The sequence below is a fragment of the Hydrogenophaga sp. GW101-3F08 genome (assembly GCF_059424585.1).
Map to the genome: position 1 here is coordinate 397,404 of NZ_JBWKZP010000002.1, position 13,260 is coordinate 410,663.

13 protein-coding genes and 1 tRNA gene are annotated in these 13,260 nt (G+C 70.2%); 12 read left to right on the top strand and 2 right to left on the bottom strand.

What is annotated here, in order from left to right:
- Window positions 1-8: 8 nt before the first annotated feature.
- The 6 genes from fdhE to AC07YZ_RS07510 all read left to right on the top strand — a co-directional run bounded on the left by fdhE (window position 9) and on the right by AC07YZ_RS07510 (window position 5,547).
- Entirely contained in the window at window positions 9-1,055 is a 1,047-nt protein-coding gene (gene fdhE / locus AC07YZ_RS07485) for a formate dehydrogenase accessory protein FdhE (RefSeq protein WP_226493791.1), read from the top strand.
- Window positions 1,055-2,509: an L-seryl-tRNA(Sec) selenium transferase gene (gene selA / locus AC07YZ_RS07490; RefSeq protein ID WP_494794298.1), complete on the top strand. Its 1,455-nt coding sequence runs from the start codon at window positions 1,055-1,057 to the stop codon at window positions 2,507-2,509. The genes fdhE and selA overlap by 1 nt, the downstream gene beginning before the upstream one ends.
- Complete coding sequence (gene selB, locus AC07YZ_RS07495) at window positions 2,506-4,416, top strand: selenocysteine-specific translation elongation factor (RefSeq protein ID WP_494794299.1); 1,911 nt, start codon at window positions 2,506-2,508, stop codon at window positions 4,414-4,416. The genes selA and selB overlap by 4 nt, the downstream gene beginning before the upstream one ends.
- A gap of 46 nt (window positions 4,417-4,462) precedes the next feature.
- Window positions 4,463-4,555: transfer RNA gene (locus tag AC07YZ_RS07500), tRNA-Sec, on the top strand.
- Window positions 4,556-4,720: 165 nt separating this feature from the next.
- The gene (locus AC07YZ_RS07505; RefSeq protein ID WP_494794300.1) at window positions 4,721-5,149 is read left to right on the top strand and encodes a glycine cleavage system protein H; all 429 of its coding nucleotides are present in this window, start codon (window positions 4,721-4,723) and stop codon (window positions 5,147-5,149) included.
- A 2-nt stretch (window positions 5,150-5,151) separates the two neighbouring features.
- The gene (locus AC07YZ_RS07510; protein WP_226493787.1) at window positions 5,152-5,547 is read left to right on the top strand and encodes a DsrE family protein; all 396 of its coding nucleotides are present in this window, start codon (window positions 5,152-5,154) and stop codon (window positions 5,545-5,547) included.
- Between the two features lie 63 nt (window positions 5,548-5,610).
- Here the strand turns inward: AC07YZ_RS07510 and AC07YZ_RS07515 are convergent, their stop codons facing one another.
- Window positions 5,611-6,738 (bottom strand): substrate-binding domain-containing protein, encoded by a 1,128-nt coding sequence (locus AC07YZ_RS07515; RefSeq protein ID WP_226493786.1) that lies wholly within the window; start codon window positions 6,736-6,738, stop codon window positions 5,611-5,613.
- Window positions 6,739-6,858: 120 nt separating this feature from the next.
- Here AC07YZ_RS07515 and AC07YZ_RS07520 point away from each other — a divergent pair, with 120 nt between their 5' ends.
- From AC07YZ_RS07520 to AC07YZ_RS07530, 3 genes are read left to right on the top strand one after another with little or no spacing between them, the layout of a single operon-like run.
- Entirely contained in the window at window positions 6,859-7,587 is a 729-nt protein-coding gene (locus AC07YZ_RS07520) for an ABC transporter permease (RefSeq protein ID WP_226493785.1), read from the top strand.
- Entirely contained in the window at window positions 7,584-8,366 is a 783-nt protein-coding gene (locus tag AC07YZ_RS07525; RefSeq protein ID WP_494794301.1) for an ABC transporter ATP-binding protein, read from the top strand. The genes AC07YZ_RS07520 and AC07YZ_RS07525 overlap by 4 nt, the downstream gene beginning before the upstream one ends.
- A 32-nt stretch (window positions 8,367-8,398) precedes the next feature.
- On the top strand, window positions 8,399-9,214 hold the full coding sequence (locus AC07YZ_RS07530) for an ABC transporter substrate-binding protein (RefSeq protein ID WP_494794563.1): 816 nt from the start codon (window positions 8,399-8,401) through the stop codon (window positions 9,212-9,214).
- 2 nt (window positions 9,215-9,216) lie between these two features.
- On the opposite strand, the gene AC07YZ_RS07535 is transcribed toward AC07YZ_RS07530, so the two are convergent.
- Complete coding sequence (locus AC07YZ_RS07535; RefSeq protein WP_494794302.1) at window positions 9,217-9,960, bottom strand: AraC family transcriptional regulator; 744 nt, start codon at window positions 9,958-9,960, stop codon at window positions 9,217-9,219.
- A 126-nt stretch (window positions 9,961-10,086) separates the two neighbouring features.
- Here AC07YZ_RS07535 and AC07YZ_RS07540 point away from each other — a divergent pair, with 126 nt between their 5' ends.
- From AC07YZ_RS07540 to AC07YZ_RS07550, 3 genes are read left to right on the top strand one after another with little or no spacing between them, the layout of a single operon-like run.
- The gene (locus AC07YZ_RS07540; RefSeq protein ID WP_494794303.1) at window positions 10,087-11,025 is read left to right on the top strand and encodes a dihydrodipicolinate synthase family protein; all 939 of its coding nucleotides are present in this window, start codon (window positions 10,087-10,089) and stop codon (window positions 11,023-11,025) included.
- An 8-nt stretch (window positions 11,026-11,033) separates the two neighbouring features.
- Window positions 11,034-11,981, top strand: a complete 948-nt coding sequence (locus tag AC07YZ_RS07545; RefSeq protein WP_494794564.1) for a 4-hydroxyproline epimerase — start codon at window positions 11,034-11,036, stop codon at window positions 11,979-11,981.
- Window positions 11,982-11,994: 13 nt separating this feature from the next.
- Window positions 11,995-13,260 carry an NAD(P)/FAD-dependent oxidoreductase gene (locus AC07YZ_RS07550; RefSeq protein WP_494794304.1) on the top strand — a complete coding sequence of 422 codons (1,266 nt, stop codon included), beginning with the start codon at window positions 11,995-11,997 and terminating at the stop codon, window positions 13,258-13,260.

Sequence of the window (13,260 nt, forward strand, 5' to 3'; positions counted from 1 at the left end):
AGTGTTGAATGGTATCCAGCGCCACGGTGCGCGTCATGTCACCCGAAGAGATCGCCAGCAAGGCGGCGGGTGAAACGCCTTTCCTGCACATGCCCGAGCGCACCACCGTGTTCGCCGAGCGAGCGATGCGCCTGCGCCAGCTCTCCCGGGGTCACGCCATGGGAGACTTCCTGGGCTTCATGGCCGAACTCGCCCAGGGCCAGCAGGCCCAGCTGGAGCGCATGAGCCCCGTGCCGTTGCCCGACGCATCCGCCATCGACCTCGCGGCGCGCCAGGGTGTGCCGCCGCTGCCGGCCGCCGACTGGCCGCGCGACCCGGCCTGGTACGGCGTGGCGCGGGCCCTGGCCACCGGCTTGCAAGCGACAGCACCCGCCGGCGCACAGGCCGTGCTGAACCATCTGGCCCGGGCCGACGAGGTGTTTCTGGAGCGCCAGGCCGACGCCTTGCTGACCGGCGTGTCGGACGGGCTGGACCTGGCCGCTGCCCCCATCGTGGCCGGTGCGCTGCAGGTCTACTGGACCCACATGCTGCTGGCCGTGCAACAGCACCACCACGGCCAGGGCCAGCCCTTCGGGCGCCTGGACGACGAGACCGTGTGCCCCTGCTGCGGCAGCCAGCCCACGGCCAGCATCACCCGCACCTCGGGCGAATCGCTGGGCCAGCGCTACCTGCACTGTTCGCTGTGCAACCTGCAGTGGCACATGGTGCGCATCAAGTGCACCCATTGCCTGAGCACCAAGGGCCTGGCCTACGAGGCGCTCGACGCGGCCGGTGGGGAGGCCACCACCGCCGACGAAGCCGCCTCGGGCAGCGGCGCGCGCGCCGCGCTGGCCACGGTGCAGGCCGAGACCTGCGACGCCTGCGGCCACTACCTCAAGATCATGCACACCGACCGCGACGCCTCGGTCGATCCGGTGGCCGACGACCTGGCGAGCCTCACGCTTGACCTGCTGGTGTCCGACACCGGCAAGACCCGCCACGGTGTGAACTTCATGCTGCTGTTCGGCGAACCCGGCCCACCGCCGGACACCGCCCCCGAACCAGGGGGCGGCTGATGGAGCGGCCCACCGAATCCGTCGTTGACTGTTCCCAGGCCAGCCCCCCGGTGCACCCCAAGGAACTGCCCGCCGTTGACCGCCTGTTGCGCTTGCCCGCCGTGGCCGTGCTGCTGGCCGAGCACGGCCATACCCGCGTGGCCACCGAGGCGCGTGCGCTGCTGGAAGGCCTGCGCACGCAGGCCCTGGCCGGCGCGCTGACGCCCGCCGACATCGAAGCCGATGCGCTCGCCGCCGCCGTGGCCCGGCGCGTGGGCCAGCGCCTCGCGCCGCGCATGCGCACGGTGATCAACCTCACCGGCACCGTCATCCACACCAACCTCGGCCGCTCCCTGCTGGCCGACAGCGCGCTGCAGCACCTGCTGGCCATGATGGCCAGCCCCAACAACCTGGAGTTCGATCTCGCCAGCGGCGGCCGTGGCGACCGCGACACCGTGGTCGAAGAGCTGCTGTGCACGCTGACCGGGGCCGAGGCCGCCACCGTGGTGAACAACAACGCCGCCGCGGTGCTGCTGAGCATTGCGGCGCTGGCGCGGGGCAAAGAGGTCATCGTCTCGCGCGGTGAGCTGGTGGAAATCGGCGGTGCCTTCCGCATGCCCGACGTGATGGCCTCGGCCGGCGCCACGCTGGTCGAGGTGGGCACCACCAACCGCACCCACCCGGCCGACTACGAACGCGCCATCACCGAGCGCACCGCGCTGCTGATGAAGGTGCACACCAGCAACTACGCGGTGCAGGGTTTCACGGCGGCGGTGGACGAAGTCGATCTCGCGCCCATCGCCCACGCCAAGGGCCTGCCGCTGGTGACCGACCTCGGTTCGGGGTCGCTGGTGGATCTCGCGGCCTGGGGCCTGCCGCGCGAACCGCTGCCGCAAGAAAAGCTCGCGGCCGGTTGCGATGTCGTCACCTTCAGCGGCGACAAGCTGCTCGGAGGCCCGCAGGCCGGCCTGCTGGTGGGCAGCCAGGCGGCCATCGGCCGCATCCGCAAGTTCCCGATGAAGCGCGCGCTGCGCATGAGCAAGCTGCCGCTGGCCGCGCTGGAGGCCACGCTGATGCTCTACCTGCGGCCCGAGCGGCTCACGCAGAACCTGCCCACGCTGCGCCTGCTCACGCGCCCGGTGGAGGCGATCCGCGCGCTGGCGCTGGCGCTGTTGCCGGCCGTGCGGTCGGCGGTGGCGCCGCGGTTCGAGGTGACGGCGCTCGACATGCTCGGCCAGATCGGCTCGGGCTCGCTGCCGGTGGAGCGCCTGCCCTCGGCGGGCCTGGCCATCGCGCCGGTGCAGAAGAAGGGCGCGGGCCGTTCGCTCGATGCGCTCGCGACGGCGCTGCGCTCGTTGCCGCAGCCGGTGATCGGCCGCATCGCCGACGACCGCCTGCTGCTCGACCTGCGCTGCCTGGAAGACGCTTCGCTGCTGCTGAACCAGTTGCCCGCGCTGCAGGAGCGGCTCGCGTGATCGTCGGCACCGCCGGGCACATCGACCACGGCAAGACCACGCTGGTGCGCGCGCTCACCGGCGTGGACACCGACCGCCTGCCCGAAGAGAAGCAGCGTGGTGTGTCCATTGAGCTGGGCTACGCGTTCCTGGACACGCCCGACGCCGGCCCGCGCATCGGCTTCATCGACGTGCCCGGCCACGAGCGCCTGGTGCACACCATGCTGGCCGGCGCCACCGGCATCGACTTCGCGCTGCTGCTCGTGGCCGCCGACGACGGCGTGATGCCACAGACGCTGGAGCACCTGGCGGTGCTGTCCCTGCTCGGGCTGAACCGGGGCCTGGTGGTGATCACCAAATGCGACCGCGCCGATCCGGCCCGCGTGCAGGCGGTCGGCGCCGACATCGCGGCGCTGCTGGCGGACACGCCGCTGGCCGGCGCGCCGGTGCTGGCCGTGTCGGCGCACACCGGCGAAGGGCTGGCCGACCTCAAACAACACCTCTTTGACGCCGCACGGCAGACCGGGGCGCACCCACACGCCGACGAGGCCTTTCGCCTGGCCATCGACCGCGCGTTCACGCTCGATGGCGTGGGCACCGTGGTAACGGGCACGGTGCACGCGGGCAGCGTGCGCGTGGGCGACGAGCTGCGGCTGGTGCCCGGCGCCGCCACGGCGCGCGTGCGCAGCCTGCACGCGCAGAACCGCGCGGTGCAGCAGGCCCACGCGGGCGAGCGCTGCGCGGTCGCGCTGGTGGGCATCGACAAGGCCGCCATCGAACGCGGTCAGTGGCTGGCGGCGCCGGCCGTGGCGCTGGCCACCGAGCGCCTGGATGTGGCGCTCACGCTGTGGCACAGCGAAACCAAGCCGCTGCGCTCGGGCACGCCGGTGCACGTGCACCTGGGGTCGGCCTCGGTGCTGGGTACGGTGGCGGTGCTCGACCCGCCGGTGCTGGAGCCCGGCCAGAGCGGGCGGGTGCAGCTCGTGTTGCGCAAGCCCGTGGGCGCCTGGCACGGCGACCGCGTGGTGCTGCGCGACGCCTCGGCCTCGCGCACGCTGGCCGGCGGGCGCGTGCTCGACCCTGGCGCACCCGTGCGCTACCGCCGCACGCCGCAGCGCCTGGCCGAGCTGGATGCGCTGGGCCTGGCCACCGCGCGGGCCCGGCTGCTCGCTCTGCTGGCCGTGGCGCCGCAAGGCCTGGACCTGCGCGGCTTCGCCGCCGCGCAGGGCGCGCCTTTGCCGGCGCTGCCCGACGGCATGTTGCGCCACACCGATGCCCATGGCGACTTCGCGCTCGGCGACGCGCAGACCGGGCAGGCTGGGCAGCGCGTGCGGGAGGTGCTGGCCGCGTACCACGCGTCGCACAGCGAAGAGCTGGGCCCCGACAGCGCGCGCCTGCGCCGCCTGGCGCTGCCGCGCCTGCCCGAGCCTTTGTGGCGCGCGTTGCTGGCGCGCCTGCAGGCCGCGCAGGGCGTGAGCGTGCGCGGGGCTTTTGTGCACCTGCCCGAACACGGCGTGCACCTCTCGGCCACCGAAGAGCGGCTGGCGCAGAAGGTGGCCGCGCCCCTGCAGGCGGCGGGCTTTGAAGGCGCCTGGGTGCGCGATCTCGCGCGCGATGCGGGCGAGCCCGAGGCGATGGTGCGCGTGACGCTGGCGCGCCTGGCGCAGCGCGGTGAACTGCACCAGGTCGTCAAAGACCTCTACTACCCACCCGCCACCATGGCGCGCCTGGCCGCGCTGGCGCGCGGTGTCGCGGGGCAGGGCGATGGCTCGGTGCTGGCCGCTGCGTTCCGCGACGCCACCGGCCTCGGCCGCAAGCGCGCGATCCAGATCCTGGAGCACTTCGACCGCGTCGGCCTGTTGCGCCGCGTGGGCGACGTGCACTGGCTGCGCGCGGACTGCCAGTTATTCATGCAAGCGCAGATATGATCGGCGCTCTTTTCGCGCGGGCTGATCAGGCCCGCCTGTTTTTTGCGGAGGGGAAACGATCCTGGTGGATCGGCCGGGCTTCAAACCCGGTGGGTGGCGCCATGCGTCGCCGGGTGGGTTCGACTCCCATTCCCCTCCGCCCCTTCGCTGGCCGGTCGCGGCCTAGGCTGCCAGTGAGCGCCGCGCAGGGCCGTTCCCAAGCAAGCTCGCACCGCAGCCCGCAGGGCGAAGGTACTCCAGTGAGCGCCGCCCGACCGCTCCGAAGGCGCTCAGCCCCACAGTGCGCAGCACGGAGGGTCGTCCAGTGAGCCTCACCGAACCCATCTACCCCGACGACCTGCTCTACCACGTGGAGCATCAGGTCTGGGCCCGCGTGGGCGACGACGGTTGCGCCACCGTGGGCATCACCTCGCTGGGCATCCGCCTCGCGGGCGAGATCTACATGTGCCGCCCCAAGGGGGTGGGCTCGGCCATCGAGCAGGGCCGTTCCATCGCCGTGGTGGAGTTGGCCAAATCCATCGTTTCGGTGAAGTCGCCGGTGAGCGGCGAGGTGGTGGCCGTCAACCCCGAACTGGCGCAGACCCCCGAGCGGGTGCACCTCGATCCCTATGGCGCGGGCTGGCTGGCGCGCGTGCGCCTGACCGATCTGGCCGCCGACCGGGCCGCGCTGGTGCAGGGCGATGCGGTGGCACCCGCCATGCAGGCGCACGCGCGCCTCTTCCGGCAGGACTGAGCATGGCCTTCGTCGAACACCCGGTGGACGGCGTGGCGATGCTGCTCTGGGCGGCCGAGCCCGAGTCGCCGCAGCGCCTGGCCACGCCGTTTTTCTTTGCCGCAGCGGCCGCGGCGATGGACACGCCGGTCGAGATCTATTTCACCGCGCGCAGCGTGCACCTGCTGGTGCCCGGTGTGGCCGAGACCCTGCGTGCGAGCGAGCGCTTTGACAAGACCATCCTCGATGCGATGCGCGAAGCCGTGTCGCACGGTGCGCGCCTGCTGGCCTGCACCGACGCCCTGCATGCCCAGGGCATCGACCCGGCGCGGCTCATTCCCGAGTGCAGCGGGCCGGGTGGTGCGGTGCAGTTCATGGCCCGCGCGGCCGACCAACGCTGGCGCACCCTGGTGTTCTGATCACTGTTCGCGCGCTGTGGGCACCGGGGCCAACGGGCGCTGGTCACCAAAGGCCGGCGACCCTCAATCCCACCAGGGCAGCAGCCGCTTCATCGCCGCCACCTCGCCACAGTGGTCGGTGGCGTAGCCCGAGAGCCGGTTGAGCCGGTCCTGCCAGGCGCGGCTGCGCAGGCGCTGCAGCAGCACCTGCATGGCCGGCTGTTCGAGCGCGCTTTTCAGGCACACCAGCAGGTAACGTTCTTCGGTCAGCGGCACGAAGCCCAGCCCCTGCGACCGGGCCGCGTACTCCGTGCCCAGGCCCACGTCGGCGTGCCCGCTGACGACCGCCTGTGCCACCGCCGAGTGGGAGCTTTCGACCCGGGAGAAGCCGTCGATGTCCTGCGGCAGCAAACCCGCCTGGTTCAACAGTTCTTCGAGCAGCAGCCGGGTCCCGGTGCCGAGCTCGCGGTTTACGAACCGGGCGTGCAGGCGCGACACGTCGGTCATGTCGTGCAGCCGCAGCGGGTTGCCGGGCGCGACCATCAGACCCTGCGAGCGGCGCGCGAAACCAATGATCTTGTGGGTGCCGGGTTTGAGCAGCGGGCGGTAGGTGCGCGCGCTCTGGCTGCCGCTGGCCGCAAACGGCTGGGTGTGGAAACCCGCCAGCTCGCAGCGGCCCTCGTTGAGCGCGCGGATCGCGTCCACGCTGCCGCAGAAGCGGATGTCCAGGTGCAGGCGCTGGTCCCGGCTTTTGGCGTCGGTCTCCTGCGCCATGACGGTCTGCAGCTCGGTCAGCGCGTGGTCGTGGCTGGCGTAGAGCGTGAGGACCCGGTGGGCATGCGCCTGGTCCTTTTCGTCAAAGGCCAGCGAGAAAGCGCGCGCCAGTTCGGCGCGCAGGCTCTCGATCTGGGGGCCGAGCCGGGCTTGTGCGAGCCGCTCGGCCATCAGCAGCCGTTCGCCAAACGGCGTGAGTCGCGCCGGTTGACCGCGTTCCCAGAAGATCAGCGGCTGGCCCAGGCCCGTTTCCCACTCTTTCAGCTGGCCCCAGACGTGGCGGTATGAGAGGTCGAGTTCGCGTGCGGCGCCCGAAATGGAACCGCTGCTGCGCACCGCATGCAGCACGTCCATCATGGGGTTGCGCAAGAGCGCGGATGGTGGCGTCTGCCCGTCTTGTGGCGCGGTCAGGGAATAGGACAGCTCGATCTTTCGCATGGCGGGTGAGTGTGCCTGAAACTCACCGCGCCACCGCCAGCGCAACGTATGAACAAGGCCTCATATCGCGTCATCCCGTACTCCCGATCTTGAAGCACACTTGTAAGCTGAGATCCACATATGAACGCGTTTTCCGATAGTTTGACCACCGCATTGCAGCTCGTTGTTTCGGGCGATGCCGGCCTCTGGGCCATCGTCACGCGCTCGCTCGCGGTGAGCGCCACGGCCTGTCTGCTGGCTTGTGGCGTCGGTCTCCTGCTGGGCGCCTGGCTGGCCGTGGCGCGCTTCCCCGGCCGCCCCATCGTGCTCACGCTGCTCAACACCTCGCTGGCCATCCCCTCCGTGGTGGTGGGTCTGGTGATCTACCTGCTGCTCTCGCGCACCGGTCCACTGGGTTTTCTGGGCTGGCTGTTCAGCTTTCAGGCCATGGTGCTGGCGCAGGCCATCCTGGTGCTGCCGCTGGTGACCGCGCTCACGCGCCAGGTGGTGGAAGACAGCGACCGCGACCACGGTGAACAGCTCAGCTCGCTGGGCGCGGGCCTGGGCCTGCGCAGCCTGCTCATGGCCTGGGACGAGCGCTACGCCTTGCTCACCGTGCTGATCACCGCCTTTGGCCGCGCGGTGTCGGAAGTGGGCGCGGTGATGATCGTGGGCGGCAACATCGAAGGCTTCACCCGCGTCATGACCACCGCCATCGCGCTCGAAACCAGCAAGGGCGACCTGCCGCTGGCCCTCGGGCTGGGCATCGTGCTGCTGGCCGTGGTGCTGCTGCTCAACAGCGGGGTGGCGCTGCTGCGCCGCTGGCGCGAGCACCTGGACGGTGGCGACCTGCGGATGGCCACCACATGAGGATCGAACGCCCCACCGAAGGCAGCGCCGCCGGCCTTGGCGTGCGCCACGGCACGGTGCTCGAACTGGCCGACGTGCATGTGAGCCTGGGCCCGGCGGCCCAGGTGGAAGCCCTGCGCCGCATCACGCTGTCCATCCAGGCCGGCGAGCGCGTGGCGCTGGTCGGGCCCAACGGCTGCGGCAAGAGCACGCTGCTGCGCACGTTGCACGGCCTGCTGCCCATTGCCTCCGGGCAGCGCGAGGTGCCTCACGGTTCGCGCATCGCCATGCTGTTCCAGCGGCCGCACATGATGCGCATGTCGGTGCGGCGCAACCTGCAGCTGGGCCTGTGGCTCAGCGGCGTGCCCTGGCGCCAGACCGACGAACGCGCCCGCCAAGCGCTGGCCCGGGTCGAGCTGGCCCACCTGGCCGAGCGCAACGGCCGCGCGCTCTCGGGCGGGCAGCAGCAGCGCGTGGCGCTGGCGCGCGCCTGGGCGCTGCAGCCCGACGTGTGGCTGCTCGACGAACCCACCGCCAGCCTCGACCCACACGCCAAGCGCGACGTGGAGGCGCTGATCGCCGACTTCGGCGACGAGCTGCCCGCGCCTGGCCGCCAGCCGCCCACGCTGGTGTTCGCCAGCCACAACCTTGGCCAGGTCAAGCGCCTGGCTGGCCGCGTGATCTACCTGGAGCAGGGCCGGTTGCTGGCCGACCTGCCGGTGAATGATTTTTTCAACCACGCCTTCCTGGAGGCCCAATGCCCCCAGGCCCACCTGTTCGTCAAAGGAGAAACTCCATGAAAACTGAAATGAAACACCCCCGCCGCGCCGTCATGCGCCTGCTTGCTGTGGCCGGTCTTGCGTCTGCAGGCCTGCTGGTCAGTACCGCCGCGCTGGCGCAAAGCAGCATCGTCGTGGCCTCCACCACGTCCACCGAGCAGTCGGGCCTGTTCAGTTATCTGCTGCCCGAGTTCAAGAAGGCCAGCGGTATCGACGTGAAGGTGGTGGCGCTGGGCACCGGCCAGGCGATCGACATGGCGCGCCGGGGCGATGCCGACGTGCTGTTCGTGCACGACAAGGTGGCCGAAGAGAAGTTCGTGGCCGAGGGCTTTGCCGCCAAGCGCATTGAGGTCATGTACAACGACTTCGTGCTGATCGGCCCCAAGGCCGACCCGGCGGGGGCCAAGGGCAGCGACATCGTGGCCGCGCTCAAGAAAGTGGCCGCGGCCAACGCGCCCTTCATCTCGCGTGGCGACAAGAGCGGCACGCACGCGGCCGAGCTGCGCTTCTGGAAGATGACCGACACCGATGCGAACAAGGGCTCGGGCTACAAGGAATGCGGCTGCGGCATGGGCCCGGCGCTCAACATCGGCTCCAGCAGCGGCGCCTACGTGCTCGCCGACCGCGGCACCTGGCTCAACTTCAAGAACCGCGCCGACCTGACGGTGCTGGTCGAAGGCGACAAGCGCCTGTTCAACCAGTACGGCGTGATGCTGGTGAGCGCCGCCAAGCATCCGCAGGTGAAAACCGCCGAAGGCCAGAAATTCGTGGACTGGGTGACCGGCGCCGCTGGCCAGAAGGTGATTGCCGACTACAAGATCGGTGGCGAGCAGCTGTTCTTCCCGAATGCAGCCGCAGCCGCTCGCTGACGTCACCTCATGGCTCTATAGGCTGACGGCGTGAGCCCCACCGATTTGCGGAACTGGCGGGTGAACGAGGCCTGGTCCGCGTAGCCACACGCCAGGGCGACCTCGCTGATCGGGTCACGGGCGTGGCGCAAGAGATTACACGCCCGCTCGATGCGCGCCCGAAGCACGTATTGACCCGCCGTCACGCCAAACAGGCCGCGAATGCGCTGGTCCAGCTGAAACACCGAAAGACCGGCCAGCGCGGCGAGTTCTTCCAGCGGCAGGGGTGAGTCCAGGTGCCGCGCGACATGCTCAATGACGCGCGACACCGCCGCGGCCTCGTTGGTGGAGCCCATGGGCTGCTGGATGTCGCGCGACAGACCGGCCAGCCCGACGATGCGGCCTTGCGGGTCGGTGATCGCCACTTTCCAGGTGAGGCACCAGCCGGGTTTCCGGTTGCCGTACAGGTGCAGCTCCAGTTGGCCGCTGATCACGGGGCCGCCCTGCAGGATGCGCTGGTCCTGTTGCGAAAACCCGGACCCGAGCGGGAGCGGGAACACCTGTTGCGCCGTCTTGCCGATCAGTTCGGACTTGTGCTCGAAGCCGCAGCGTTTCACCAGCGTGTGGTTGACCGCCGTGTAGCGGCCCTGCGTGTCTTTCAGGAAGAACACGGTGTCGGGCACGTGGTCGAACAGCAGGTCGCCCTGGAACAAGCCGTTGGCGATCAGGAGCCCTGGCGACCCGGGCGCTGGCAGAGAAACATCCATGGTGTTTGGCTCACGACCGTTTGTGCAATTTCCCCAGTCGGCACCCCACTTTCCGACAAGACGTGGAGCGCCCGAACTGCGAGACTGCCGGCAGCTTAACAGTCCCTTGAACGGAGCCTCCCACCCATGAAACGGAATATCTTCAGCGGCACGATCCCCGCCTTGATGACCCCTTGCACGCCCGACCGGCAACCCGATTTCGATGCACTGGTGAAGACCGGCCGCAACCTCATCGAAGCCGGCATGTCGGCCCTGGTGTACTGCGGGTCCATGGGCGACTGGCCCCTGCTGAGCGACGAGCAGCGCATGGAAGGCGTGGAGCGGCTGGTGCGCGCGGGCCTGCCCGTGATCGTGGGCACCGGCGCGCAGAACACGGCCCGCGCCTGCGCCCTGGCCGCGCACGCCAAGGCCTGCGGTGCCAAAGGCTTGATGATCATTCCCCGCGTGCTGTCGCGCACCGGGTCGGCCGCCGCGCAGCGCGCCCACTTTGCCGACGTCCTGACCGCCGCGGTGGACCTGCCCAGCGTGATCTACAACAGCCCCTACTACGGCTACGAAACCCGGGCCGAGTTGTTTTTTGACGTGCAATCGCGTTTCCCCCACCTGGTCGGTTTCAAGGAGTTCGGTGGCGCCGCTTCCTTGCGCTACGCGGCCGAGCACATCACCGCGCGCGACCCGTCGCTGACGCTGATGGTCGGCGTGGACACCCAGGTGTTCCATGGTTTCGTCAACTGCGGTGCCAGGGGCGCCATCACCGGGATCGGCAACGTGCTGCCGCACGAGGTGCTGCACCTGGTCGCCCTGTGCGAGCAGGCGGCCCGCGGTGACGTGCTCGCGCGCCAGCGCGCGCAGGAGCTGGAGGCGGCGTTGGCGGTGCTGTCGTCGTTTGACGAGGGCCACGACCTGGTGCTGTATTTCAAGTTCCTCATGGTGCTTCAAGGGCATCGCCAATACGCCTTGCACTTCAACCCCAGCGATGCGCTTTCGGAGAGCCAGAAGAACTACGCGACCCTCCAGTTGCACATCTTCAAACGCTGGTACGCCAGCTGGAAGGAGCAGGACTGACCATGGCCATCATCGACATGCAGGTCATCGACTCCCACACCGAAGGGGAACCCACGCGCCTGGTGGTGGCCGGTGGGCCGCCGCTGGGCAACGGCCCCTTGAGCGAGCGCAAAGCCCTCTTTGCCCGCGACTTTGACCACTACCGCGTGCTGGCGGCCAACGAACCGCGCGGGTACGACGCGGTGGTCGGCGCCTTGCTCTGCGAACCGGTGGACAGCGGTTGCGCCGCCGGGCTGATCTTCTTCAACAACACCGGCTACCTGGGCATGTGTGGCCACGGCACGATTGGCGCCGCCGTCACGCTCGCCCACATGGGGCGCATCGGCCCGGGCGTGCACCGTTTCGAGACGCCGGTGGGGGTGGTGAGCGTGGACCTCCGGTCCGCCAACGAGGTGACGATCCAGAACGTCGAAAGCCATGTGTTCCGGCGCGACGTGGCCATCGACGTGCCCGGCCTGGGGCGTGTCGTGGGCGACGTGGCCTGGGGCGGCAACTGGTTCTTCCTGTGCCACAGCACGCCGTGTGAGCTGACGGTGGCGCACATCGCCGAACTCAGCCGCCAGGCCGAGGCCGTGAAGGCGACGCTGGTGCGCCAAGGCATCACCGGTCGAGACGGCGCCGAGATCGATCACATCGAATTCTTCGGCCCGGCCCACGCCGCCGACGCCCACAGCCGCAACTTCGTGCTATGCCCCGGCGGTGCCTACGACCGCTCGCCTTGCGGCACCGGCACCAGCGCCAAGCTGGCCTGCCTGGCCGCGGCCAGCAAGCTGCAGCCGGGCGACACCTGGGTGCAGGAAAGCGTGATCGGCAGCCGCTTCGAGGCCAGCTACCAGGCCACGGAACACGGCGTCATCCCCAGCATCACGGGCCGCGCCTACGTCACGGCCGAAGCGCGGCTGATCGCCGACCCGGCCGATCCCTTGCTGCCCGCGGCGTTCCGCGCGGCGCGCTGACTTCGTCAGACGCATGACCTCAGCCAACAACCCGGCGCCCGCCAGCGCCGACGTGGCGGTGGTGGGCGCCGGCATCATCGGCCTGTCGGTGGCGATGCACCTGGTGGCCCAGGGCCGCTCGGTGCTGCTGATCGACCGCAAGGGCATTGCCCAGGAAACCAGCGCCCAGAACGCCGGCGCGCTGGCGTTTTCCGACATCCTGCCCCTGGCCTCGCCGCGCATCCTGCGGCAGGCGCCGCGCTGGCTGCTCGACCCGCTCGGCCCGCTCGCCATCCGCCCGGGCTACGCGCTGCAGATGCTGCCCTGGCTGTGGCGCTTTGGGCTGGCCAGCCGGCCGTCGGCCTACCGGGCGAGCCTGCAGGCCCAGACGCAGCTGATGCGCCTCGCCGCGCCCGCGTTTCACGCCATGCTGGCGCGCGCGCGGGCCTCGCACATGATCCGCCAGGACGGTTCTTTGCAGGTGTACGAAGGCGATGCGGAATTCCGCGCCAACCTCGCGGGTTGGCAGCTGCGCGCCGAAGCCGGCATCGCCTTCGAGCACGTGAAAGGCGAGCGGCTGCGGGAGCTGCAACCGGGCTTGGCCGGCTCCATCACCGCCGGCACCTTTGTGCCGCATTGGGAGACCGTGAGCGACCCGTTCGAGGTGGCCTCGGCCCTGGGGCGCCATGTGCTGCAGGCGGGCGCCGCGTGGCGCCAGGCGGAAGTCCGGTCCATCGCCGTGCACGACGATGGTGTGGACCTGCAATTCGCGCAGGGCAGCGCCGTCCGTGCGAAACAGGCCGTGATCGCCACCGGGGCCTGGTCGCGCCAGCTCGCGGCCCAGCTGGGCGACGCGGTTCCGCTGGAAACCGAGCGCGGCTACAACACCACGCTGCCGCCCGGCGCGTTCGACCTCCGACGCCAGATCATCTTCGGCTCGCACGGTTTTGTGGTCACCCCGCTGTCGACCGGCATCCGCGTCGGCGGCGCGGTGGAACTCGGTGGCCTGAAACTGCCGCCCAACTTCGCGCGATCGACCCACATGCTGGGCAAGGCTTCGCGCCTGCTGCCGGGGCTGCGCACCGAGGGCGGCACGCAGTGGATGGGCTACCGCCCCTCGTTGCCCGATTCTTTGCCCGTCATCGGCCACGCCAAGGCCAGCCGGCGGGTGGTGTACGCCTTCGGCCACGGGCACCTGGGCCTGACGCAAAGTGCTGCCACCGGGCATCTGGTGGCCCAACTGCTGGCGGGGCAGGCGCCGTCCATCCCGCTCGAAGCCTTCCGGCCCGACCGTTTTTAG

What these genes read in the sequence shown, in the direction of transcription:
- fdhE (WP_226493791.1), top strand. Translation starts at nt 9, where the DNA reads ATGGTATCCAGCGCCACGGTGCGCGTCATGTCACCCGAAGAGATCGCC.
- selA (WP_494794298.1), top strand. Translation starts at nt 1,055, where the DNA reads ATGGAGCGGCCCACCGAATCCGTCGTTGACTGTTCCCAGGCCAGCCCC.
- AC07YZ_RS07510 (WP_226493787.1), top strand. Translation starts at nt 5,152, where the DNA reads ATGGCCTTCGTCGAACACCCGGTGGACGGCGTGGCGATGCTGCTCTGG.
- AC07YZ_RS07515 (WP_226493786.1), bottom strand. Translation starts at nt 6,738, where the DNA reads ATGCGAAAGATCGAGCTGTCCTATTCCCTGACCGCGCCACAAGACGGG.
- AC07YZ_RS07520 (WP_226493785.1), top strand. Translation starts at nt 6,859, where the DNA reads ATGAACGCGTTTTCCGATAGTTTGACCACCGCATTGCAGCTCGTTGTT.
- AC07YZ_RS07525 (WP_494794301.1), top strand. Translation starts at nt 7,584, where the DNA reads ATGAGGATCGAACGCCCCACCGAAGGCAGCGCCGCCGGCCTTGGCGTG.
- AC07YZ_RS07530 (WP_494794563.1), top strand. Translation starts at nt 8,399, where the DNA reads ATGCGCCTGCTTGCTGTGGCCGGTCTTGCGTCTGCAGGCCTGCTGGTC.
- AC07YZ_RS07535 (WP_494794302.1), bottom strand. Translation starts at nt 9,960, where the DNA reads ATGGATGTTTCTCTGCCAGCGCCCGGGTCGCCAGGGCTCCTGATCGCC.
- AC07YZ_RS07540 (WP_494794303.1), top strand. Translation starts at nt 10,087, where the DNA reads ATGAAACGGAATATCTTCAGCGGCACGATCCCCGCCTTGATGACCCCT.
- AC07YZ_RS07550 (WP_494794304.1), top strand. Translation starts at nt 11,995, where the DNA reads ATGACCTCAGCCAACAACCCGGCGCCCGCCAGCGCCGACGTGGCGGTG.